Origin of the sequence: Meridianimarinicoccus aquatilis (genome assembly GCF_004358675.1) — a bacterium.
GTDB classification, from domain to species: Bacteria; Pseudomonadota; Alphaproteobacteria; order Rhodobacterales; family Rhodobacteraceae; genus Meridianimarinicoccus; species Meridianimarinicoccus aquatilis.
In genome coordinates this window covers 21,779-43,217 of the sequence record NZ_SMZO01000030.1, presented here as the reverse complement: position 1 = coordinate 43,217, position 21,439 = coordinate 21,779, and the positions used below count along the sequence as shown (strand labels likewise).

Sequence of the window (21,439 nt, the reverse complement as noted above, 5' to 3'; positions counted from 1 at the left end):
CAGGCGCGGCCATCGCCGCTTCGCGAAAAGGGCGTGCGGCCGGACCCTTTGAGTTGAATGTCGCGGCGGCGGCCGTGCCTGTCCACGACTTCGCCCAAAAGCAGGGCGCGCCCGTCGCCAAGGCCCGGGTTCCAGCCGCCAAACTGGTGCCCGGCATAGGCTTGTGCCAGTGGGTCTGCGCCGTCGGGGACTGTGTTTCCTGCGAGAACGGCAACGCCTGCGGGCTCTGCCAAGGCTTGTGCATCGATGCCAAGTTCTTGCGCGAGCGCGGCATTGACCACGATCAGGCCGGGAGCGCGCACGGGTTCGGCCTGCTGGCGATTGTAGAACCGGTCCGGCAGGCGGGCATAGCTGTTGTCGAAGGGGATGTGCAGGGTCATGGGCGCCTTTCGTTTCCCTGAAGATAGGGCGCGGCGAGGCGCGGCGAAAGGGGGGCGGCCCCGGCTGCATCGCGCCGGAGCCGGGATTTGCGATGGTCAGTTAGGGATGCCGCGGCGGGCGCCAGAGGTGCCGGGCAGTTCGATATTGATTTCGAGCGTCGAAAAATCGTCGCCCGGTTCAACCGTGATATCAACGCTGTCGTCGCTGATGCGCATGTGTTTTTTGATCACCTCAAGGATGTCGCGCTGAATCAACGGCAGCACTTCGGGGCTGGTGCGCCCGGAACGTTCATGGGCCAGCAGGATCTGCAAGCGATCCCGCGCGGCGCCGGCGGATGTGTCGGGGCGCGGCGTGCGGCGGAAAAATCCGAGCATTGATCAGGCCTCCCGGCGCATGAGGCGCGACAGCAATCCGGGCCGTTCGGGCCGTTGAACGCGCATTTCGATCTGCTCGCCCATGAGCCGCGAGACGGCGTCTTCATACGCACTGGCGGCGGGGGATTTGCCTTCCAGAACAACGGGCGTACCGACGTTGGATGCGCGCAGAACCGCAGGGCTTTCGGGAACGATGCCAAGCAGCGGGATCGCAAGGATTTCAAGCACGTCTTCCAGCGGCATCATCTCGCCCTTGGCAACGCGGGCCGTGTCGTAGCGGGTCAGAAGCAGGTGCGGTTTGATCGGGTCCTGGCCTGTTTCGGCACGGTGGGTTTTGCTGCTGAGAAGACCCAGAACCCGGTCGCTGTCGCGCACCGAAGAAACTTCGGGGTTGGTCACGACGATCGCTTCGTCCGCGAAATGCATCGCCAGTTGCGCGCCGCGTTCGATCCCGGCCGGGCTGTCGCAAACGATGTAGTCGAACTGCTCGCGCAATTCGTTCAGTACCTTTTCAACGCCCTCTTTGGTCAGGGCATCCTTGTCGCGTGTTTGCGAGGCGGGCAGAATCGACAGATTTTCAAGGCGACGATCCTTGATCAGGGCCTGATTGAGCCGTGCTTCGCCTTGGATGACGTTGATGAAGTCAAACACAACGCGGCGTTCGCACCCCATGATCATATCGAGATTGCGCAAGCCCACGTCGAAATCGATGACGCATGTGCTTTTGCCGCGCATGGCGAGCCCGGCACCGATGGCGGCGGTCGATGTGGTTTTTCCGACGCCGCCTTTGCCGGAGGTAACAACAATAATCTTGCTCACGGATCTATCCTGTCTTGATGGCTATTTGAGAATATCGAGGCACAGGGTGTCGTCTTGCAGATACGCCTGCGTGCGCTGTTTCAAAACCGACGGGTCAAAGTCGTCAGATGTTTTGTAAAGGCCTGAAATTGCGATCAACTCGGCCTCTAGGCTTTGGCAAAAGATGCGGGCTGCCGTGTCGCCGTTGACCCCTGCCAAGGCGCGTCCGCGCATGGCGCCATAGACGTGGATATTGCCGTGCGCCACCAGTTCAGCACCGGCACTGACCGAGTTCACGACGATCAGGTCGCCATTGCCAGCGAATACCCGTTGGCCGGACCGCACAGGGTCTGTGACAATCAGGGTTTCGACTTTGGCTGGGTCTTGGGGGGGATCAGGCACTTTGGTGCTGTCGGGGGCCTGCGCTGTGCGATCTTTGGGGCGTTTCGCTTCAAGCGCGGTGTCGCGGCCACCTTGCAACGCCAAGAGCCCAGCATGGGACGCGGCGACGGATTGTTCTTCGGTGCCGTTCTGGATGCCGATGGCAAACAGGCGGCGATTGCGCATTTCGCGTGCCAAACGCAGGAAATCGGCCTTGTCCTGAAGGGAGCTTGCAAGTTCGACATCAATCACCAGAGGCGCACCCACGAAGAAATGCGGCGCCTGTCGGATCATCAGGTCTAAAGCCGAATAAAACGGCTCTCCAACCGGGCCGGAAAGTTTCACAACCACGGCGGTAATGAACCGGCTGCGCAGATTAAATGGCGCGGGAGCGGTGTCGACGGCCGCGTCACGGCTGTCTGTCGGGGTGTGAGAATTCACGGGTCTTCCTTACTGCTCTGGCGGGCTTCTGCGCGCTCTTGCGTATGTAGTATCATGCTGCAGGCGAAGCGCAACGCGTAGCCGTTCACAACTTTCCCCTGAAGTCGGCAATTGTCGGCCGAGACGGGCCAGTGAGGCAAGGGGCGCTGTTCGTGGTTGAACTTGGCGGAGTTCATCGCCGCCGCGTCGCTTTATGGTGCCGCGGCTTTGGCAGGTAATTCAGAGAGAGATTAACTGAAAAAGCATGCTAAAGGTTGTGCGTGATCGTGAATCAAGGGACGGGCTATGCATAAAGTACTGGTGACCATTGGAGCGACGACCGGCCTTTTGCTTGGGCTGCCGCTGTTAAGTTCCGCCGCATCGGCGGCGAGTTTCAGCGCGTCGTCCTCGCTGACCGCATCTGCAACGCTGAGCGGTGCCGCCCTTCCGTTGGTCGATATTTTCGATGACAGCGTGGGGCCATTGTTTGACGCGTTCGGGGTGGCAACGGCGTTTGCAGATGCAGGCGTTATCATTGATATGGTTGGATTAACGGGCTCGGGCTTTTCGGAAGTGTCTGGCTCTGCCTCAGCGCCTTATGGCGAAGCCTATGCCACGTCGGATTCGTTTCTTACTGTCGATATTTTCAACGATACCGGAGCCGATCTGACGTTTACTTTGACATACAGCATGCTTGCCGACAGTTTTGCGGATTATGTTGGGGCTGATTTGGTCGGCGCGTCTTATGCCGGGGCATACACCTATTCCGAAGTGGGCGTTTACGTCGAAAATGATGCGTTTGACGTGCTGTTGGACGACTTTCTGCTTTCAGAAAGCTGCGCGGAGTCGTTTCTTCCTGCACTGATGCCCTGTGTTGCCGGAGAGACAATGCAATCTGATAGCCAGAGCCTGTTGGGCGGTGTGTTCACCACCACGATTGCCGATGGCGAGGGGCGTTACATCGAATTCTACAGCGAGAGCTTTGGGACGGCATTTGTGACCAGCGTACCCGTTCCAGCGGCCCTGCCGCTGTTGGCGGCTGGCTTGGGCGCTTTGGGACTGACCCGTTTGCGCCGCCGCACGGCTGACCGCCGGGGCTAGGCTAAAGCCGGGCGATCCGTTCCGTAAGCAACGCAAAGAAGCCGTCCGCATCCACATCGCCCATGAAAGTGGCGTTAGGGGTGCGGTCGGTGACACCCCACCAATCCGCGACTGTCATGCCGCGCGTCAGGTCCGACTCGCATTCAATTTCGACATTGATGTGACGGCCTTTGAACAGCTCGGGCTTGATCAGCCACGCAATCACGCAGGGATCGTGCAGCGGCGCGCCGGGACTTGCATATTTCTGCTTGTCGAACCGTTCGAAAAAGTCGGTCCATTCCGCCACGGCGCGACCTACCGGTGTGCCCATGTCGCGAAATGCATCTACGCGCGTCCGCGTCGTCAGCGCCTTGTGGGTGACATCCAGCGGCATCACGGTGATGGGCGCGCCGCAGGCAAACACGGTGCGGGCTGCTTCCGGATCAACGTAGATGTTGAATTCGGCTGCGGGAGTGATGTTGCCCACTTCGAAATATGCGCCGCCCATCAGAACGATATGGGCGATACGCGCGGCGATGTCCGGGGCCTTTTCCAACGCCAGTGCGATATTTGTCAGCGGGCCGAGCGGGCACAAGGTCACGGTGCCGGGCGCTTCGCGGCGCAGGGTATGGATGATGAAATCAACCGCATGCATGTCTTGCAACGGCATTGTCGGATCGGGCAGGGCAGGGCCGTTGAGCCCGCTGTCGCCATGCACATGTTCCGCCGTGCGCAGGGTGCGTATTAGGGGGCGGTCGGCCCCTGCGAAAACTGGCACGTTACGTTTACCGGCCAGTTCGCAGACGATGCGCGCGTTCTTTGCAGTCAGTGCCAGTGGCACATTGCCTGCGACGGCAGTGATGCCGAGCACGTCGATGTCATCTGGGCTGGCCAATGCCAGCAGGATCGCCACGGCGTCGTCTTGGCCGGGATCTGTGTCGATAATGATCTTGCGGGCTGCGTTGGTCATGGGGATCCCTCGGTCTGCTGGCGGTGCAGGATTTATGCATGGAGCCGCGCCATTGGAAAGGGCTGCGCGCAGAAAGCGGTTGCGAGGCAGCGGGAGCCGCCCTATTTCCGAGCGAAACAGTAAACAAGCCCTCGAAAAACACGCGCTTACCGCGCGTATACCCCGGATCGGAGCGCCGATGTCCCGTGCCGAAAGACTGCTGCTGTGGCTGGCTTGGCCAGTTTTGGCGATTTGTACCTTGCCCATCTTTGCCGCCGCGCTGGCGGCTTTTGGCAGTGATTTGGGAACATGGCGCAATGTGCTGTCCACGGTCCTGCCCGGATATGTCCGCACGACGTTGACACTTGTGGCGCTGGTCGCAGTCGGCACAGCGGTGATTGGCAGTGGGGCCGCATGGCTGGTGACAGTCTACCGGTTTCCCGGCGCGCGCTGGCTTGAGATCGCGCTGGCGCTGCCGCTGGCCTTTCCCGCCTATGTTCTGGCCTATGCCTATACCGCGATGCTGGATCATCCCGGCCCGGTACAGACAGCCTTGCGGGCCGTCACGGGCTGGGGACCGCGCGACTATTGGTTTCCCGAAGTGCGCAGCCTTGGCGGGGCGGCGGTGATGCTGACCATCGTGCTTTACCCATACGTTTATTTGCTGGCACGCGCGTCGTTTCGGCAGCAATCGGCCAATGCGTATCTGGTGGCGCGAACGCTGGGAGAGACGCCCATGGGGGCCTTTCGCCGTGTGGCTTTGCCAATGGCGCGCCCGGCGATTGCGGGCGGCACGCTTTTGGCGGTTATGGAGACGATCGCCGATTACGGCACTGTTGCGCATTTCAACGTGCAGACGTTTTCGACCGGCATTTATCAGGCATGGTTTTCCGTGGGGGACCGGGGGGCGGCGGCGCAACTTGCGCTGTGCCTTTTGATGTTCGCTCTGTTGGTGGCGGGATTGGAACGGGCAAGTCGGGGGCGCGCGCGTACCGCCGGGAACGGGCCGAGATTCGATGCCATGGGCAAGACGCAGTTGACCGGCGCGGCGGGATGGGCCGCCACGGCCTTTTGTGCATTCCCGGTCCTGATCGGGTTCGTGGGGCCACTGGTGATGCTGGGCGTCATGGCAATGGATAGCGGGCAGAATATCCTGCATCCGCGCTATCAGGCGCTCTTGAGCAACTCTTTGACGGTTGCGGGGATCGCATCGGTTCTGACGGTGTTGGGGGCGGTGATGATTTCGTTTCGGGCCCGTGTCAGGCCTGGGAAGCTGTCGCGGGGCTTGGTTATTGGCGCTGGGCTTGGGTATGCGGTGCCGGGCGGCGTGATCGCGGTGGGTCTGATGGTGCCCTTTGCGCGGTTCGACAATGCGCTGGATGCGATGATGGAGGCGCGGTTCGGGGTCGACACGGGCTTGCTGATCACCGGGTCAATCTGGTTGATGGTCTTTGCTTATATGGCGCGGTTCATGGCGGCAGCGTTGAACGCCTATGACAGCGGCATGGCGACTGTGCCGCTGCATCACGATGCGGTGGCGAGGTCCCTTGGGCGGTCGGGGCCGATGCTGTTGGGGCGAATTCACCTGCCTGCGGCACGGGCCAGTGTTCTGACGGCGTTGCTGATCGTGTTTGTGGATGTGATGAAAGAGCTGCCCGCGACGTTGATTTTGCACCCTTTCAACTTTCAGACGCTGGCGGTGCAGGCTCACCGGTTGGCATCAGATGAACGCCTGCGCGAGGCGGCGGTGCCATCGCTGGTCTTGGTTGCCATCGGTCTGATCCCTGTCGCTTTGCTGTGCAGAACGCTGGATCGTGAAACCCGCAGCGCCGGATTTGCCGCTGCGCAAGGCACTGCGATCCGCGCGGGCTAAGCGCGGGGCGTCGTTGGAATTTGGGCAGGGGTGGCTCCCGCCCGTCTTCGACATGGTGACATGTCTCATCCCGTTGGGCGTGGCAGGCTTCGCCTGCGGGGGCGCATCTTGGACTTGTCGTGCTGGCTTTGCCGGTATTGACCGCATCCGTCAGGAGATTTGCGGGGTGTAAAGCCGTCACGGTTTGATTGTGCGTGTCATCGCGGCCACAAAAAATGGGCCGAACCTTTACGGTCCGGCCCTTGGTGCTTTGCCCGTTGGGGACTGTTCGATCAGGGCCAGCCGACCGTGTTGAAAATCTGCTGCGCTGCGGCTGCATTTTCACCATAAGTCGCCACGCCGGTGGTGTTGTCCGGCACAAAGAGGCCAAGCTTTGCCACGTCGCCACCAAGCGCCACGCCGGGCACGGCCGGATATTCGTAGTTTTGGTTGGCAAAGTGCTGTTGCGCGTAGTCGGTCGTCAGAAATTCGAGGAACGCCACGGCTTCTTCGGGGTTAGGGGCTGTTTTCAGGACGGCTGCGGCGGCCACGTTCGTGTGCGCCCCACGATCTCCCTGGTTCGGCCAAACCCATCCGATGTTGTCGATGTCGTCGGACAGGCCGTCAACATTCTCGGCAAGGCCGCGCACGAAGTAATAGGTATTCGCCACAGCGATATCGCATTCGCCAGACACGATCCCGCGCAACTGGTCCGTGTCGCCGCCCTGGGGTTCGCGCGCCATATTCGCCCGAACGCCTTTTGCCCAGTCTGCTGCCGCTTCTTCGCCGTCAACGGCGATGATCGAGGCAAGCAGCGATTGGTTGTACACGTTGGAGGAGGACCGAATGCAAACCTGACCTTCATAGGCGGGATCGGCCAGAGCTTCGTAGGTGGCGGGGGGCGTTTCGACTCGGTCTTTTGCGTAAAAGATGACCCGCGCACGTTGCGACATGGCAAACCAGTGCCCATCGGGATGACGCAGGTAGGCAGGGATGCGCGCATTCAGCACGTCGCTATTGATCGGTGCCAACAGACCTGCTTCGTCGGCGCGCCACATGCGGCCGGCATCCACGGTCAGAAAGATGTCGGCCGGGCTGTTCGCACCCTCGGCGCGCATGCGAGCGATCAATTCGTCGCTGTCGCCTTCGATCCGGTTCACAGCGATGCCGGTTTTTTCGGTAAACGCGTCGTACAGTTCGTCATCTTTGTCATAATGACGGGCTGAATAGATGTTCACATCGGCCAGCGCAGGCAACGCGGCGCTGAGCAGCAAAAGAGCGCTGAGGGAATAGTGAAGGTGACGCAGCATCGAAGGCTCCTGATTGATCTTGGGTGTACGCGACTCTTTTAGTCGAGTATCTGATCGCGCTTAAACACGACTAAAACACTCAGGTCAACGCGACAGCGACACTTCACGCAAAATTTAGCGTGGTCATGATGAGGCAGCAGCCTTTTCAGCTTGTTTCACTTCGGTCCAGATCGCGTCCATTTCGTCGAGCGTTGCATCTTGCGGTGTTCGGCCCGTTTCCGCCAAGCGGGATTCGATTGCGGCAAAACGGCGGGTGAACTTGTCATTGGTGCCGCGCAGGGCGGTTTCCGGGTCGACCCCCAAATGCCGCCCAAGGTTCACAACAACAAAAAGCAGATCACCAAACTCATCTGCAATTGCCGCTGGGTCTGCGTTGCCTTGCGCTTCGACCAGTTCGGCGCTTTCTTCGGCCAGCTTGTCCAGCACATGCGACACGTCCGGCCAGTCAAACCCGACGCGGGCGGCGCGTTTTTGAAGCTTTTCGGCGCGCATGAGCGCGGGCAGATTCAGGGCCACGTCTTCGAGCACACCTTTGCGCGCCCGCGCTGCGCGTTCTGTGGCCTTGATGGTTTCCCAATCGGCGGTCTGCTGCTCGGCCGACTTGTCGCGGCTTTCGTTCCCAAAGACATGGGGATGCCGCGCGACCATCTTGTCGGCCACACTGCGCACCACGTCATCGAAGTTGAAGTGCCCGGCTTCATCGGCCATCTGCGCATGGTACACCGCTTGCAGCAGCAAATCGCCGAGTTCGCCGCGCAGATCGCCCCAGTCACGCCGTGCAATGGCGTCCGCCACCTCATAGGCCTCTTCGATCGTATAGGGCGCAATGGTGGCAAAATCCTGTTCGATATCCCAAGGGCATCCGGTTTCCGGGTCGCGCAAAGCGCGCATGATGGTCAGAAGGCGCGGCATGCCGCCATTTGGGTCAGTGATCAGATCGGACATTGCAGGTTCCCGTTTGGTTTGGCGCTGTGATGACCCGCGCGGGTCATATATGTCCAGCCCGCAGGCCAGTTGCTTTCCTATGCCAAAAGTACATCATATTGAGAAAGGATGTGGAGATGCGCGTGATATTGTTTGGTTTGGAAGCTCTTGTCGGGATCTGTGTGCTTGCGGCGCTTGGGTTTGCGGTTTGGGTGCGAATTGCGCCGACGGACCCGGCGCAGTGGCACGTCGATCCACTGACTGTCAGCGCACCGTCCTTTTCCGGGTACTATCTTATGCGACCAGAGGGTGGCCAATCGACTGGTCCGGTGTTCGACATGTCTCCGGCCGAGTTGTTGGCGGCCTTTGACCGTATCGCCCTGAATACGCCGCATGTGGAACGGATCGCCGGATCTGTTGACGACGGCTTTGTCACGTATGTTGCACGGTCTGATTTATGGCGGTTTCCTGACTATATTTCCGTGCGGACCGTCCCGGCGGAAGATAGCGGTGCCAGGCTTGCGGTCTATTCCAGATTGCGATTTGGCTCGTCGGATATGGGCGCGAACCGGGCCCGGTTGGAAGACTGGATCGGCCAGATCCGCAGCGCCGGGGCTTGACCCCGGCCAAGCGGCACTTCACATGCCTTGTCCATGATACCTGACGAACGCCTTCATCAGATTGTTGCCCGCTTTGAGTACCTCGAAGCAAAGATGGCCGATGGCGCATCTGGCGCCGACATGGCGACGCTTGGCCGTGAATATGCCGATCTTCGGCCCGTTGTCGAAGAAGTGCGTCGCTATCGCCAGCTTGTGGCTGACATAGCCGAAGCCGAAGACATGTTGAACGATCCGGAAATGCGTGCACTGGCCGAAGATGAATTGCCGGTCTTGACCGAGCAGTTGCCATTGGTTGAGCATGCGCTTGGCATCGCCTTGCTGCCGAAAGACGCCGCCGACGATCGTAATGCCATGATCGAGATCAGGCCGGGCACCGGCGGGGACGAGGCGGCGTTGTTCGCGGGTGATCTGCTGCGGATGTATCAACGCTATGCGGAGTTGCGGGGCTGGCGGTTCGAGGTTCTGGAACTGACGGAAAGCGATCTGGGTGGCATTCGCGAAGTGGTCGCGCGGATCGGCGGGGCGGGCGTGTTCGCCCGGCTGAAGTACGAATCCGGCGTGCACAGGGTGCAGCGCGTTCCCGAAACCGAAAGCGGGGGGCGTATCCACACATCCGCCGCGACTGTGGCTGTTCTGCCCGAAGCGCAGGATGTGGATGTGAGCATCGACCAGAACGATCTGAGGATCGATACGATGCGCGCGTCGGGCGCGGGCGGTCAACATGTCAACACGACCGATTCGGCTGTTCGAATTACGCATATCCCTACGGGCATTGTCGTTACGTCTTCGGAAAAGTCCCAACACCAGAACCGGGCCATTGCGTTGCAGGTTTTGAAAACCAAGCTGTATGACATGGAGCGCAGCCGGGCCGATGCGGAACGTGCGGCGACGCGCAAGGGGCAGGTGGGGTCGGGCGACCGATCTGAGCGTATCCGGACCTACAACTTTCCCCAAGGCAGGGTCAGTGACCATCGCATCAACATGACGTTGTATAAGCTGGATGCAGTGATGCAGGGCGCATTGGACGAGTTCATTGATGCGCTGATTTCCGACGATCAGGCGGCCCGGCTTGCCGATCTTGCCCTGTGAGGCGTTTGTGACCGGGACTGCGGCGCATGTGCTCTCTGCTGGACGCACGCGGCTTCGCGATGCGGGGTTGCCCGATCCTGCAACCGATGCGCGTCGGTTGCTGGCCTTTGTGATGGGGGTGCCCGGTGCCCGGCTTACGCTTCATCTGCAGGACCCGTTGACCGCCGATGCGGTACAGCGTTTTGAGGCCGCGATTGAGGCACGGCTGCGCCGTCAGCCTGTGGCGCAGATTGTCGGGGGGCGGCAGTTTTGGGGGCGTTGGTTCAATGTGACGCCCGATGTGCTGGACCCGCGCCCAGAGACAGAAACCTTGATCGCCGCCGCGCTTGAAAAACCGGCATTGCGTATTTTGGATTTGGGCACCGGGTCCGGATGTATTTTGCTGACGCTTCTGGCTGAGTGGCCTGATGCGACGGGGTGCGCCCTTGAGGCTTCGCCAGCAGCGCTTGCCGTTGCGCGGAGCAATGCAGAGGCGCTGTCGCTGACGCAGCGCGCCACATTTCAACTTGGTGACTGGACCAGGCCAGGTTGGGCAGGCGCGCTAGAGGGGCCGTTCGATCTTATTGTGTCAAATCCGCCCTATGTCACCCATAGCGAAATGGCTGATCTTGAAGCAGACGTTCTGGATTGGGAGCCGCATATGGCGCTTAGTCCGGGGGGGGATGGGCTGGACGCCTATCGCGCGATCATTCCGGCATTGCGCGGGCTTTTGACCCCAACCGGGCGGGTCTTGCTGGAGATTGGCCCAACCCAGGGCGCGCAGGTTTCCGACCTGGCCGCAGCGGGTGGATTGGAAAATGTTCAACTTCTACCGGATTTGGATTCACGCGACCGCGTGGTCCTGGCGCATAATTTTGCAAAATGATGGGCGTTTTCCCGCCAAACGTTGCAAGAATCTGCTTGTCAGACCGGGTGACGCATGTTTTACACAAAGGGTCAGATGGGTGGCGCACCATATCGGGTGCCCCCTGACATTAAGCCAAATTTTTCAGCCGTTCGCATGAACATGGCCTCAGGTTAGGCCCAGACGCGCTGCAGGCAGCAACAAGGTCGAGAATACCTTCTTATGAGATCATCCAAACAACGTTCGCGCTCGAAGCCGAATCGCAACCGGTCGGTTGGCAATATCGTCAACCGCGTTTTCGACAGTTCTGGGCCGGAAGGCAAAGTGCGCGGCACGCCGCAACAGATCATCGAGAAATACAATCAACTCGCGCGGGACGCACAGCTCAGTAATGACCGTGTGGCAACCGAGAACTTCCAGCAACACGCAGAGCATTACACACGCATGCTCAGCGAGGCGCAGCGCGAGGCAGAGGCCCGCCGCGAACAGCAGGAAGCCCAGCAGCAGAACAACGCTGGAAATAATGGCCAAAACAACAACGGCCAAAACAACAACGGCCAGAACAACAACGGCCAGAACAACAATGGCCAGAACAACAACGGTCCGCAGGGTGGCAATCAGAACGGTGGTGAGCGTCACGACCGGAATGATCGTAACCGGGATGGCGGGCGTGAGGCGCGTGAAAATCGCGGCGAAGGACGCCAGCGGGACGACAATCGCCCCCGAAACCCACAGCCGCAAGACGCCCCGGTGGCTGACGTTGCGCCGTCCCCGGCAGAGCAACCTGTTGTAGCTGCTGAAAGTGGTTCAGGTGACACCCAGGTGAGCGCCCCTGAGGCGGCAACCCAGCCCGATCAGCCCCAGCCCGATCAGCCCCAGCCCGAACCCCGACGCAAGCGCGCACCGCGTGCACGGCGCGAAGCTGCGCCTGCGCAGGAAAAGGCGCAAGAAGTTCTCGATCTGGCGGAAACTGGATCAGCGGAACCGGTCGATTCCGGGTTGGTTGAAACACCAGAAGACAAGGCCGAGGAAAAGCCAAAGCGCAAACCACGTGCGCCGCGCAAGCCACGCGCGCCAAAGGTTGCGCCAGCGGCAGACGCGCCCGGTGACGGTGACAGCGGTTCTGAAAGCCCTTCTGATGACGCTGACAACAAGCCATCGGAAGCCGCCGAATAAACGTCGCTGCTTTAGAAGCGTGATTTGGAAAGAGGGCCGGGGAAACCTGTGGCCCTTTTTTCATGTCATGGGGGCAGTGCGGAGGGGCAGTGCGGACTTCGTGGTCAGGCGCTGTATGCGCGCTCGCCTGTCCAGCGGTTGCAGCCCTGTGTCACTCGAACTGGCGGGCGAGGGCGCAGAACTGCTCCAGACCGATTTCTTCGGCGCGAGACGTGGGCGCGATGCCGACGGCATTCAGGCGATCTTCGACGTCGGGTGCTAGGCCGCGCAGCGAAGCGCGCAGCATCTTGCGCCGCTGGTTGAAGGCCGTCGCGACCACGCGTGACAAGATGGCCGGGTCAGCCGGGAAGCGCGGCTCTGTCAGGGCTGTCAGATGAACAACAGCAGAGCTGACTTTGGGCGGCGGTGTGAAGGCTTGTGGCGGCAGGTCCAACACGATCCGCGCATCACAGCGCCACTGTGCCAGCAGCGCCAGCCTGCCATAGGCCTTGCTGCCGGGCTGTGCGACGATGCGCTGCGCCACTTCGCGTTGGAACATCAATGTCAGGCTTTCCCAAAACGGTGGCCATGCTTTTGGCGTGAGCCAGCGCACCAACAGTTCGGTACCGATGTTGTAGGGCAGGTTCGCCGCGATCCGGATCGGCGGGGTCAGCCGCGACAGGGGATCAATTGACAGGGCGTCGCCTTCGATGATCTCGAGCCGACCGGGATAGGCGTCGGCAATCTGTTGAAGGGCGGGAATGCACCGCGAGTCTTTTTCGACCGCCAGCACGCGGCGTGCGCCGCTGGCCAAAAGCCCGCGGGTCAACCCGCCGGGGCCGGGCCCGATTTCCAGCACGTCCGCGCCAGTCAGATCACCGGCTTGGCGAGCGATCTTGGCGGTCAGGTTCAGGTCCAGAAGGAAGTTCTGGCCAAGCGACTTGCGCGCGCTGAGGCCGTGATCGTTGATCACTTGGCGCAGCGGGGGAAGGGGGTCGATGGTGGCCATGGAACGGCTCCAAGAATGTTAGACAACCTGAGTGGCAGCTCTGATTGGCGGTTAGACGCGCACGGCGCTGGCAAAGGCCATGTCCTGCGCCATCTTCAGCGCAGCAATCAGGCTGGACGGATCTGCACGGCCGCTGCCCGCGATATCAAAGGCGGTGCCATGATCTGGCGAGGTTCGAATGAACGGAAGGCCAAGCGTGACGTTCACCCCCCCCGCGAAATCCAGCGTCTTGATCGGGATCAGCGCCTGATCGTGATACATGCACACGGCTGCGTCATAGTGGCCGCGTGCCGCATCGTGAAACATTGTGTCGGCGGAATGCGGGCCGCTGATGGCCAGACCTTCTGCGCGCAGGTCGTTGATCACTGGTGTGATCAGGGTAATTTCCTCGCGCCCCATGGCGCCGCCTTCACCCGCGTGGGGGTTCAGTCCCGCCACGGCAATGCGCGGGTTTTTGAGTGAAAAGTACTTGCGCAGTTCCGCATGTGTGATTTTCAGCGTGGTGCGCAACCCGTCCGCTGTCAGCGCCTTTGGCACTTCGGACAGGGCAATGTGGATGGTTGCCGGAACAACGCGCAGTTGCGGGCAGGCCAGCATCATCACGACCTGATCGACACCCGCCAATGCCGCCAAAAACTCTGTATGGCCGGGATGTGCGAAATTCGCCCCGTCCTTGAGCGCCTTTTTATTGATAGGCCCGGTGCAGATCGCAGACACCGCGCCGGATTGGGCAAGGTGTGTGGCGGTTTCGATCGTGGCTATGACGTGTTTGGCATGGTCCGGGACGGGTGTGCCCGGTGTTGCGGGCGCCCCAAAGTCATGCGCCAGCACCGGCAAGCCACGGCCAACAACGGACAGCGCCTGTTCTGGCTGGCTGATTTCGGCGACCGGAGTGCCTTGCGGAAGATGCGAGGGATCACCGAGATAGACAAAGGGCAGACGCGCGCCAAGGGTTTCCCATGCTTTCACGGCCAGTTCCGGCCCGACGCCAGCGGGTTCGCCGCAGGTCAGCGCAATGGGGCGCATTTCCTGCGTCACAGATCTGACTCGATAAAGGCGGCAGCGCGCAATTCAGCAAGATACGCATCCCCAAAAGATTCGAGACGCCGGGCAAACAATTGGCGGCGCACCTCTTCGCGGCTCAGATCTTCGTCCTGGATCTGTGACCGCTCGCACATCATGACGATGCTGCCGCTTGCGCCGGGGATCTGCGGCGGGATTGCGGTCAACTCGCCTTGATCGAGCCGATCAAGTGCCGCCGCTAGACTGCCGGGCAATTCCGAGCGGGGCTTGGTTTCGCGCACCAGTCGGTCCGACCCTTGGCCCTTGAAAACCCCGTAAAGGTCATCGCATTGGTCGGTAAGCGCCCTGATGCGACCAAGCTCGCCGCCAAGATCCGTGCTGCCGGGGACACGGACCAGCGCATAGTCGATCGTGACCGACCCCGCCAGGGGCGGGCGGCGATCTTCGAGGCCGCGGAACTGGAACAGCGCCAAACCGCCCTGAACCCGGATCGGCTGTGTGACATCGCCGGGTTGCAACGTCAAAAGAAGGGGGCCGATTTCGGGGGGCAGGTCGGACAGCGACATCCACCCAAGCCGCCCGCCATCGTTGCGCGACGGTGCAATCGAAAAGCGGCGCGCCGCGGCCGAAAAAGTGTCGAAACTTCGCATTTCGGTGATGGCCGTTGCACGCTCTTGCGTGATGACAGTCGTTTCCGGCGTCACGGGCAAGATGATTTCGGACAGAAGAACCCGCGTATTGCCGGTCTCGGTGCCGAGTGCCATGGCGCGGTCGGTTTCGGCGTCTGACGGGCGGGCGCGGGCCGTAAAGCGTTCGCGAACCACTTCGCCCCACAGCAAAAGCACGGTGATATAGTCCCGGACGGTTTCAGGTTCGATCCCGATCTCACCCACGGCGATCAGCATCTCTTCGCCCGTCAGGTTGGCGCGTGCTGCAAAGTCTTCAAGCCCGAATTGAATATCCTCTTGGGTTGGGATGATCCCGGCGGCAAGGCCGGCCTCGCTTTTCAGACGGTCGTCGATCAACGATTCCAGTGCAGAGGCTTCTGTGGCATTCGGTCGGCGCATGACCTGGAACAGGCGGGCGCGTTGGACGACCTCAAACCGTGTGACGACGCTGTCGTTCACTTGCGCGACGGTATCGAACAACCCTTGCGCTGCCGCGGCGCTTGGCGCACCTGCGCAGGTCGCCGTCATCAAAAGGACAGCTGTGAGGCGGCGGGCGATGGCGTTCAAGGATGTCATGCGATTCTACGTCCTCAATTCGTACACTGGCCAAGGCTGGACCGCCGGTTCTGGTTTCCAAATCCGGCAAGTTCGACCGAAAAGCCATAAGTGGTTGTCGGGTCCACGTCGGTGGTGGCTCTAAACTCTCTCGCCAGAGAAAGATCAACCCTGATGCATTCGTTCTGATATGCGATGCCTAGTCCTGAGTAATTGGTGCGGCCGACTGTAAAGTCGCGTCGAACTTCACCGGTGGCAGACCATGCACTTCCAATGTTCACTCTGGCGGCCGCTGCGATCTCTGAGACATCATCACTGAGATCAGCCGACGTGTCGGCACCCTGCCAGACATAGTTTGAAGAAATCGAAGATCCGAAAGGCCCGTTGATCTGAATGCGTGCTTCGTACAAGGACAGATCGAAAGTGTCGTCAAACAGCGCGAGTGTCCGGAACTGGATGGTGTTTGTGATGTCGAGATCTATCTGTCCTAGCCAATCTGACTCCGTCCCCGATAGCCCCGACTCTACAGAAAACTGATCGGTGTCGCTGAGCCGGTAAATCCGCCCGCCCGTCAGGCGGATCGAAATTCCTTTTGTATCAACGATACTATAGCGCAGAGCTGCGTTCACACGCGTCCCGGTCTCGGTTCGGTCAAGGCCGGGGTAGCGATTGAATTCAAACAGGTTACCAGAATCCAGAGCGACTTGCGTGCTGTCGTCATTGGCCGACTCGATTCCTGTGTCGGCCGTGTGCGCGAGTTGAACGACCGGTTCCAACAACTGGTGCCCGCCATCTGCAGAGGGTCGCATCAAAGGCCATGACAACGTTACGGCGCCTTGAGGCCATAGCCCGGTCTGGGTGCGGTCATAATTGCTGTCGTCGGTGATCTGTTTTACGTCGGCGGTCAGTTCAGCGCGGGCCGCCAATCGCACTCCGCTGGCCCCGGTCCAACGTTGTTGCCACCCCGCGCGCCCGCGAAGTTGCCCCATGTCCCGCCCGACGACATCCTCGGACGATTCCCGTTGATGGAAGTGACCGATCAGATCGAAATCAAGCCAGCCGCCAAGCCCTGGCGCCTGCATCCGGCGGTTCCAATTTGCGTCGCCTACGATGTTCGGTTCATCGTCGTCGTTGAAATCAGCGCGCAACGAATTGTAATGCGTGAGCGTTCCTTCGATACGTTCGCCAGTACGGATCCGACTGAGCGAGATGAAGCTGTCTAGTCTGTCCTCCTCTGAATAGTCATAGTCGCGCAAATATGGCGTATCGCTGGTAGACTTGGCGCTGAAGCTAAGCGTGAAGTCCATGGGAACGGCGAACGTTCCGGACAAAAAGAGGTACCCACGGTTTGTATCGGGCAAAAGGCTGTCGCGAGAGACCGCCCCTTCGGCCAGAATATCGCCATTGCGGAAAGCCTGACGATACCGCCCCTCGACCGTTCGGTTGTCATTTTCCGTGATGTAGGGGGTCAACGTAATATCAGCGTGGTCGCCCAGCGGCACAAAATACGGCAGCTTTATCCCTGTGCCAAGTTCTGTGGTTGACCGGATGGACGGGGTCAGAAAACCGCGCACGCGCGGATCGGTTCCATCGGGAACACGCAAGGCCGGCATGTAGAACACTGGAAAGCCAGCAATGCGGAAGCGCGCGTTATAGAAATAGACTTGGCCTTCGGTCTGGTCATGGATCACTCGGCTGGCGCGAATTTCCCAAAGTGGCGTTTCGCCTTCTTCGCAGACCTTGCAACTTGAAGCGGCAACTTTTCGCAAGTCGTTGAACCGGCCTTGGCGGCGGGCCATTTCCGCGCCTGCAACCTGAATTTGCTCGTTCAGCACAAGGCGGGCGCCACGCAGGATACCATTGGTCAGACCAGAATCCATATCGGCCTGATCGGCCAGCACGATCGTTCCGGTTTCATCGCGCAACTCGATCGGCCCCTCGATCATCACGCGATCCGCGGCGCGGTCATAGGTGATGCGCGAGGCGCGGACGCGGGTGCCTTGAGTGAAAATCTCGACATTGCCGCTGGCGATCAGTCGCTCGTTTCCGTCAACTTGCACCACATCCGCGACCAGCGCCGTGACATTGGAAACATCTTGCGCAAAGCTCTGCGACCCGGCCAAACCAAGCCAAAAGATGACGATCAATGTGGTCATTAGAAAACGAATTTCTCGCACAAACATCATCCGTCTTCAAAATGTAGCAAAAGGCCGATTGCGATCAGAATCGCGGCTGTCGGCGGGGCCCAGATGGCGATGCCGACGGGGATTTGGCCACTATCGCCCATGACCTGGGCAAGGTTCGACGTGAAATGCACCGCGAACCCGGCCAAAACAGCGAACAGCACCATCAAACCGGTGCGCCCCAACCGCGTGTGGCGCAGCGTGAAGACAGCGCCCATCAAGACCATGGCAACAAAACTGAGGGGCTTTGCCAATTCCGACTGAAACCAAACACGGTGACTGCGCGCCGAAAACCCGGCGGTTTCCAGTTTGGCGATGAAAGCGGGCAAGTCCCAAACCGGGATCGCGGAAGGTGTGCCAAAACTGTCCCGAATTTGGTCGCGAGTCAGGTCGGTGGCTATGAAGCTTGTTGCCTGAGACACGGCGTTGGCTTCGGGGTTGTCGCCTGTGGTGAAATCCCACCGTTTGGAATTTTGGACCAGCCATGCACCATCGGTCAGCGTGGCCTCATCGCCTTCGACCCGAAACAAGGGCACATCGCGCCGGTCGAAGCCGAAAAAGGTCACCCCGAAAAGCTGTGTTCCGTCAAGATTGGCTGTCTCTGCATGGATCGCGGTTTGCCGTTCCGTGGTTCCTTGGCGCAGCCACAGACCTTCGCGGCTGACCGAGACAATGCGTTCAGACCCGCGCAGGCGGTTTTCTTCCGCACGATATTCCTTGGACAGGGCCGCAACCAGCGGATTTCCGATGGCCACGAACCCGACCCCAAGTAGCAAGGCGGCCAAAACCGGGGCCGCGAGGCTGCGCAGGGCGGAGCGGCCCGTTGCACGGGTGATGACAAGCTCACTTGTGCGGGCAAGCCCGATGAACATGGCAATCGCTGCCAGTAGGACAACCAGAGACAGGATTTGATACAGAACTTCGGGCAGATGAAGCAGTGCCATATAGGCAAGGTGCCTGAATCCGACCGTACCACTATCAAAGCGGCGGATGTGTTCGAGCAATTCCACCAGCCACATGAAAACCGTGAAGCCGCCGATGAGCCCCAAAAAGGTCGTCATGAACTTTCGCGCGAAATACAGATGAAGCGTCATGCCGCGCGCCTACGATGAAGCCAGGCGCCAAAGGACCCGTTGCTGAGCAGCAGCAACCCGAAGTTCAATAGCATGGCAAAGATACTGGACAAGTAGACGGCCGGCCAGTTTTCCGGCGCTTGCCGGGCGATATCAATTGCCGCGTTATCCGTCAGTTTGACGACCACAACCAACAGCACGGCCAGAAGGATCTGCCGCCAAAGTCCAAACCGGCTGAACCCGCCCAGCATGAGAGCTGCGAACCCAACCAGAACGGCCCCGACAGACAACAGCGCTTCGGTGACGCGCAAATGCGCCTCGCGCAGCAGGAAATCCGCGCTACGGCGGCTTCGCTCAATCACCTCGGCCGACGGGTTAAGCAGGGTGAGCGTGGGCAGGGCCCGGTAATCCAGACGTCTTTGGGCGGGGGCGTTGACCAGCGTACCGATGGACACTGTAAAATTGTCATACACAGTGGTCGCCAGACGCCCCGTATTCGCATTGATCGTCTGGGCCATGCCGTCGAACATCACCAAGCGTGGCCCTTCGTCATGCCGCACGAGAAGGGCGCGATGCGCCGAGTATGTTGTTTCGCGAAACCCCTCGCGTCGGTCCGTCAGCAAAAGCCCCTCAAGCGTGCCGTCGGTTGCGATGTCTCGGACATAGACGGTGACCCCTGCGGTGGGGCTTTGAAAGGTTCCGGGGACCAGCAACCGGGCGGAAATGGCTTCCGCAAGTTCCGCTTCGATTTCGCTCATCTTGTTGAAGCTCATGGGAACGATCAGATGCCCGAGCAGTAGCATCAAGCCCGCGAGGATCAGCCCGAAGGTGAAAAAGGGGCGTGCAAGGCGAAAGGTGCTGTAGCCGGTTGCCTGCACCACAACCAGTTCGCTGTCAGAATGAAGCCGGTTGGTGGTATAGGCCGCCGCAACGAAACCGGCCACGGGCAGCACGATGGTCATGATCGCCGGGATGCTCAGCAAGGTCAGTTCAAGGACCATACCGCCTGATTGACCTTCGGACAGGTATCGATCCAACAGGATGACCGCACGGTTGACCCAATAGATCCCAACCAGCACGAGCGCGAAGAAGCCGAATACGCGCAATAGGTGCGACAGGATGTATCTGTCAAACCGACCCAAACTTTGCCCCTCGCAATTTACTGCCTTTTGAGGGAACACATACCCCATCCTGCGCAGATGGAAAACGGGTTCTGGCCAAGCGACGATGTCACGTTTAGGAATGGGGCGTTTTCAGGAATAAAAAAGGCTTGCCATGACCACGCCAACCGACGTCGGCTTTATCCCTCTCTCGCTTGATGACATCGCTGCGGCGGAAGGGCGCGTCGCGGTCTTTGTCGCGCCGGACGGGACGCTGGGCCAACCTGCTCGGCGGGTGAATCGGCTGATGCGCGGGGCTTTGGAACGGGCGGCTGGCAGTGACCGGTTTGCCGATCTGGCTGTAGGTGCCGGGTTCGACCTGGCGTTTCCGGTCGGCATGGCGGCAGAGGCGGTACAAGTGATCAAGCTGGATCGTCGCGCATCGAACGATGCGGCGCGGCGCGCAGGAGCAACGATTGCGGCGCCGCGCGGTCGTCGTCCACTTTTGGTCCTCGCCGGGGCCTTGCCGCAGGCGCCGCAAATCGCGCTGGGGCTTGCGCTGCGCGACTATGGCTTCACGGATCACAAGACCAAAGGGGCGGGGGCAGAGGACGCGCCCGGCCCGGTACGGATCATGGTCACCAAACCTGACGATATGGCGCTGGCTGCGGCTGATAACGGGGCACGGGCGGCGGGCGTTTTCTTTACCCGCGATTTGGTGAATGCGCCCGCGAATGTGCTTACCACCACGGCGTTTGCGGATCAGTTGACCGAAATGAAAAGCCTCGGGTTGGATGTTGAAGTTCTGGATGAGCCAGAGCTGGAGAAATTGGGCATGCGCACGCTGCTCGCGGTTGGGCGTGGGTCGGTCAACCCGTCCAAGGTTGTGGTGATGCGCTGGAACGGTGGCGGCGACGAAGCCCCGCTTGCGTTGGTCGGCAAAGGTGTCATTTTCGATACCGGCGGCATCAGTATTAAACCGGCGCAAGGCATGGAGGAAATGACGGCCGACATGGGCGGGGCGGGGGTCGTGTCTGGCGTGATGCGCACGCTGGCCATGCGCAAGGCCAAGGCGAATGTCGTCGGGATTGTTGGTCTGGTTGAAAACATGCCGGATGCAGATGCGATGCGTCCGGGCGACGTGATCCGGTCCATGAAGGGCGACACCATCGAAGTGATCAACACCGACGCAGAGGGGCGATTGGTTCTGGCCGATGTGCTTTGGTACACGCAGGAACGGTTTGAACCGGCTGCAATGATCGATCTTGCGACGCTGACTGGAGCGGTCATTGTCGGGCTGGGCCACGAAAAGGCTGGCGTATTTGCCAATGATGATGCGCTGGCCGACGCCTTTCTGAAATCAGCGGCGACTGAAAGCGAGGGCGCGTGGCGGCTTCCGCTCGATATGGCCTATGACAAAGGGTTGAAAAGCCGGGTTGCCGATATGCGCAATTCTGTCGGCCGCGCGGCGGGGGCCATAACGGCTGCACATTTCCTCAAGCGGTTCGTTCGTGACTCCGTTCCTTGGATGCATCTGGACATTGCCGGTGTTGCCTTGCCGCCGGAGCCGGGCCGTTTCGCTCCCAAGGGGGCGACGGGATGGGGTGTTCTGGCGCTGGACCGACTGGTCGCGGATCGGTTCGAGGGCTAA

The 21,439-nt window shown here is 60.4% G+C and carries 19 protein-coding genes and 1 pseudogene; 7 read left to right on the top strand and 13 right to left on the bottom strand.

Annotation, left to right across the window (positions count from 1 at the left end):
* The 4 genes from E2L05_RS13230 to minC form a co-directional block, all read right to left on the bottom strand.
* The coding region (locus E2L05_RS13230) for a protein adenylyltransferase SelO family protein (protein ID WP_208016259.1) at positions 1–380 on the bottom strand (380 nt) is incomplete at its 3' end.
* A gap of 96 nt (positions 381–476) precedes the next feature.
* Positions 477–755 carry a cell division topological specificity factor MinE gene (gene minE / locus E2L05_RS13225; RefSeq protein ID WP_133343378.1) on the bottom strand — a complete coding sequence of 93 codons (279 nt, stop codon included), beginning with the start codon at positions 753–755 and terminating at the stop codon, positions 477–479.
* A 3-nt stretch (positions 756–758) separates the two neighbouring features.
* Positions 759–1,574, bottom strand: coding sequence for a septum site-determining protein MinD (gene minD, locus E2L05_RS13220; protein ID WP_133343377.1), 816 nt, complete (start codon positions 1,572–1,574; stop codon positions 759–761).
* A 21-nt stretch (positions 1,575–1,595) separates the two neighbouring features.
* Positions 1,596–2,375 carry a septum site-determining protein MinC gene (gene minC, locus E2L05_RS13215; RefSeq protein WP_133343376.1) on the bottom strand — a complete coding sequence of 260 codons (780 nt, stop codon included), beginning with the start codon at positions 2,373–2,375 and terminating at the stop codon, positions 1,596–1,598.
* Between the two features lie 285 nt (positions 2,376–2,660).
* Between minC and E2L05_RS13210 the strand changes: the two genes are divergently transcribed.
* Entirely contained in the window at positions 2,661–3,455 is a 795-nt protein-coding gene (locus tag E2L05_RS13210) for a hypothetical protein (protein WP_133343375.1), read from the top strand.
* Position 3,456: 1 nt separating this feature from the next.
* On the opposite strand, the gene E2L05_RS13205 is transcribed toward E2L05_RS13210, so the two are convergent.
* Positions 3,457–4,404, bottom strand: coding sequence for a nucleoside hydrolase (locus E2L05_RS13205; RefSeq protein ID WP_133343374.1), 948 nt, complete (start codon positions 4,402–4,404; stop codon positions 3,457–3,459).
* Positions 4,405–4,582: 178 nt separating this feature from the next.
* Here E2L05_RS13205 and E2L05_RS13200 point away from each other — a divergent pair, with 178 nt between their 5' ends.
* Positions 4,583–6,256, top strand: coding sequence for an ABC transporter permease (locus E2L05_RS13200; protein WP_133343373.1), 1,674 nt, complete (start codon positions 4,583–4,585; stop codon positions 6,254–6,256).
* Positions 6,257–6,528: 272 nt separating this feature from the next.
* Here the strand turns inward: E2L05_RS13200 and E2L05_RS13195 are convergent, their stop codons facing one another.
* Complete coding sequence (locus E2L05_RS13195) at positions 6,529–7,545, bottom strand: extracellular solute-binding protein (RefSeq protein WP_133343372.1); 1,017 nt, start codon at positions 7,543–7,545, stop codon at positions 6,529–6,531.
* Positions 7,546–7,668: 123 nt separating this feature from the next.
* Positions 7,669–8,490, bottom strand: coding sequence for a nucleoside triphosphate pyrophosphohydrolase (gene mazG, locus E2L05_RS13190; protein ID WP_133343371.1), 822 nt, complete (start codon positions 8,488–8,490; stop codon positions 7,669–7,671).
* A 116-nt stretch (positions 8,491–8,606) separates the two neighbouring features.
* Here mazG and E2L05_RS13185 point away from each other — a divergent pair, with 116 nt between their 5' ends.
* From E2L05_RS13185 to E2L05_RS21435, 4 genes and pseudogenes are all read left to right on the top strand, one after another.
* Complete coding sequence (locus E2L05_RS13185; RefSeq protein ID WP_164685751.1) at positions 8,607–9,089, top strand: DUF1499 domain-containing protein; 483 nt, start codon at positions 8,607–8,609, stop codon at positions 9,087–9,089.
* 33 nt (positions 9,090–9,122) lie between these two features.
* On the top strand, positions 9,123–10,178 hold the full coding sequence (gene prfA / locus E2L05_RS13180; RefSeq protein WP_133343369.1) for a peptide chain release factor 1: 1,056 nt from the start codon (positions 9,123–9,125) through the stop codon (positions 10,176–10,178).
* The gene (prmC, locus tag E2L05_RS13175) at positions 10,159–11,043 is read left to right on the top strand and encodes a peptide chain release factor N(5)-glutamine methyltransferase (RefSeq protein ID WP_394346555.1); all 885 of its coding nucleotides are present in this window, start codon (positions 10,159–10,161) and stop codon (positions 11,041–11,043) included. The genes prfA and prmC overlap by 20 nt, the downstream gene beginning before the upstream one ends.
* A gap of 201 nt (positions 11,044–11,244) precedes the next feature.
* A pseudogene (locus E2L05_RS21435) lies at positions 11,245–11,524 on the top strand (DUF4167 domain-containing protein); the annotation flags it as partial.
* Positions 11,525–12,349: 825 nt separating this feature from the next.
* Here E2L05_RS21435 and rsmA read toward each other — a convergent pair.
* Genes rsmA through E2L05_RS13140 form a run of 6 tightly spaced genes read right to left on the bottom strand, consistent with a single transcriptional unit; the run spans position 12,350 to position 19,869 of the window.
* Complete coding sequence (gene rsmA / locus E2L05_RS13165; protein WP_133343367.1) at positions 12,350–13,186, bottom strand: 16S rRNA (adenine(1518)-N(6)/adenine(1519)-N(6))-dimethyltransferase RsmA; 837 nt, start codon at positions 13,184–13,186, stop codon at positions 12,350–12,352.
* 51 nt (positions 13,187–13,237) lie between these two features.
* A complete protein-coding gene (gene pdxA, locus E2L05_RS13160; protein ID WP_133343366.1) occupies positions 13,238–14,212 on the bottom strand; it encodes a 4-hydroxythreonine-4-phosphate dehydrogenase PdxA in 975 nt (324 codons plus the stop codon).
* Positions 14,213–14,220: 8 nt separating this feature from the next.
* On the bottom strand, positions 14,221–15,453 hold the full coding sequence (locus tag E2L05_RS13155; protein ID WP_133343365.1) for a peptidylprolyl isomerase: 1,233 nt from the start codon (positions 15,451–15,453) through the stop codon (positions 14,221–14,223).
* A 14-nt stretch (positions 15,454–15,467) separates the two neighbouring features.
* The gene (locus tag E2L05_RS13150) at positions 15,468–17,588 is read right to left on the bottom strand and encodes an LPS-assembly protein LptD (protein ID WP_165971756.1); all 2,121 of its coding nucleotides are present in this window, start codon (positions 17,586–17,588) and stop codon (positions 15,468–15,470) included.
* A gap of 26 nt (positions 17,589–17,614) precedes the next feature.
* The gene (gene lptG, locus E2L05_RS13145; RefSeq protein WP_133343363.1) at positions 17,615–18,709 is read right to left on the bottom strand and encodes an LPS export ABC transporter permease LptG; all 1,095 of its coding nucleotides are present in this window, start codon (positions 18,707–18,709) and stop codon (positions 17,615–17,617) included.
* Positions 18,706–19,869: an LptF/LptG family permease gene (locus E2L05_RS13140; RefSeq protein WP_165971755.1), complete on the bottom strand. Its 1,164-nt coding sequence runs from the start codon at positions 19,867–19,869 to the stop codon at positions 18,706–18,708. Before E2L05_RS13140 ends, lptG begins: the two co-directional genes overlap by 4 nt.
* 94 nt (positions 19,870–19,963) lie before the next feature.
* On the opposite strand from E2L05_RS13140, the gene E2L05_RS13135 reads away from it, so the two are divergent.
* On the top strand, positions 19,964–21,439 hold the full coding sequence (locus E2L05_RS13135) for a leucyl aminopeptidase (protein WP_133343361.1): 1,476 nt from the start codon (positions 19,964–19,966) through the stop codon (positions 21,437–21,439).

What these genes read in the sequence shown, in the direction of transcription:
- lptG (WP_133343363.1), bottom strand. Translation starts at nt 18,709, where the DNA reads ATGACGCTTCATCTGTATTTCGCGCGAAAGTTCATGACGACCTTTTTG.
- E2L05_RS13210 (WP_133343375.1), top strand. Translation starts at nt 2,661, where the DNA reads ATGCATAAAGTACTGGTGACCATTGGAGCGACGACCGGCCTTTTGCTT.
- E2L05_RS13205 (WP_133343374.1), bottom strand. Translation starts at nt 4,404, where the DNA reads ATGACCAACGCAGCCCGCAAGATCATTATCGACACAGATCCCGGCCAA.
- E2L05_RS13185 (WP_164685751.1), top strand. Translation starts at nt 8,607, where the DNA reads ATGCGCGTGATATTGTTTGGTTTGGAAGCTCTTGTCGGGATCTGTGTG.
- E2L05_RS13195 (WP_133343372.1), bottom strand. Translation starts at nt 7,545, where the DNA reads ATGCTGCGTCACCTTCACTATTCCCTCAGCGCTCTTTTGCTGCTCAGC.
- E2L05_RS13155 (WP_133343365.1), bottom strand. Translation starts at nt 15,453, where the DNA reads ATGACATCCTTGAACGCCATCGCCCGCCGCCTCACAGCTGTCCTTTTG.
- minE (WP_133343378.1), bottom strand. Translation starts at nt 755, where the DNA reads ATGCTCGGATTTTTCCGCCGCACGCCGCGCCCCGACACATCCGCCGGC.
- mazG (WP_133343371.1), bottom strand. Translation starts at nt 8,490, where the DNA reads ATGTCCGATCTGATCACTGACCCAAATGGCGGCATGCCGCGCCTTCTG.
- prfA (WP_133343369.1), top strand. Translation starts at nt 9,123, where the DNA reads ATGATACCTGACGAACGCCTTCATCAGATTGTTGCCCGCTTTGAGTAC.
- pdxA (WP_133343366.1), bottom strand. Translation starts at nt 14,212, where the DNA reads ATGCGCCCCATTGCGCTGACCTGCGGCGAACCCGCTGGCGTCGGGCCG.
- E2L05_RS13135 (WP_133343361.1), top strand. Translation starts at nt 19,964, where the DNA reads ATGACCACGCCAACCGACGTCGGCTTTATCCCTCTCTCGCTTGATGAC.
- E2L05_RS13150 (WP_165971756.1), bottom strand. Translation starts at nt 17,588, where the DNA reads ATGACCACATTGATCGTCATCTTTTGGCTTGGTTTGGCCGGGTCGCAG.
- E2L05_RS13200 (WP_133343373.1), top strand. Translation starts at nt 4,583, where the DNA reads ATGTCCCGTGCCGAAAGACTGCTGCTGTGGCTGGCTTGGCCAGTTTTG.
- rsmA (WP_133343367.1), bottom strand. Translation starts at nt 13,186, where the DNA reads ATGGCCACCATCGACCCCCTTCCCCCGCTGCGCCAAGTGATCAACGAT.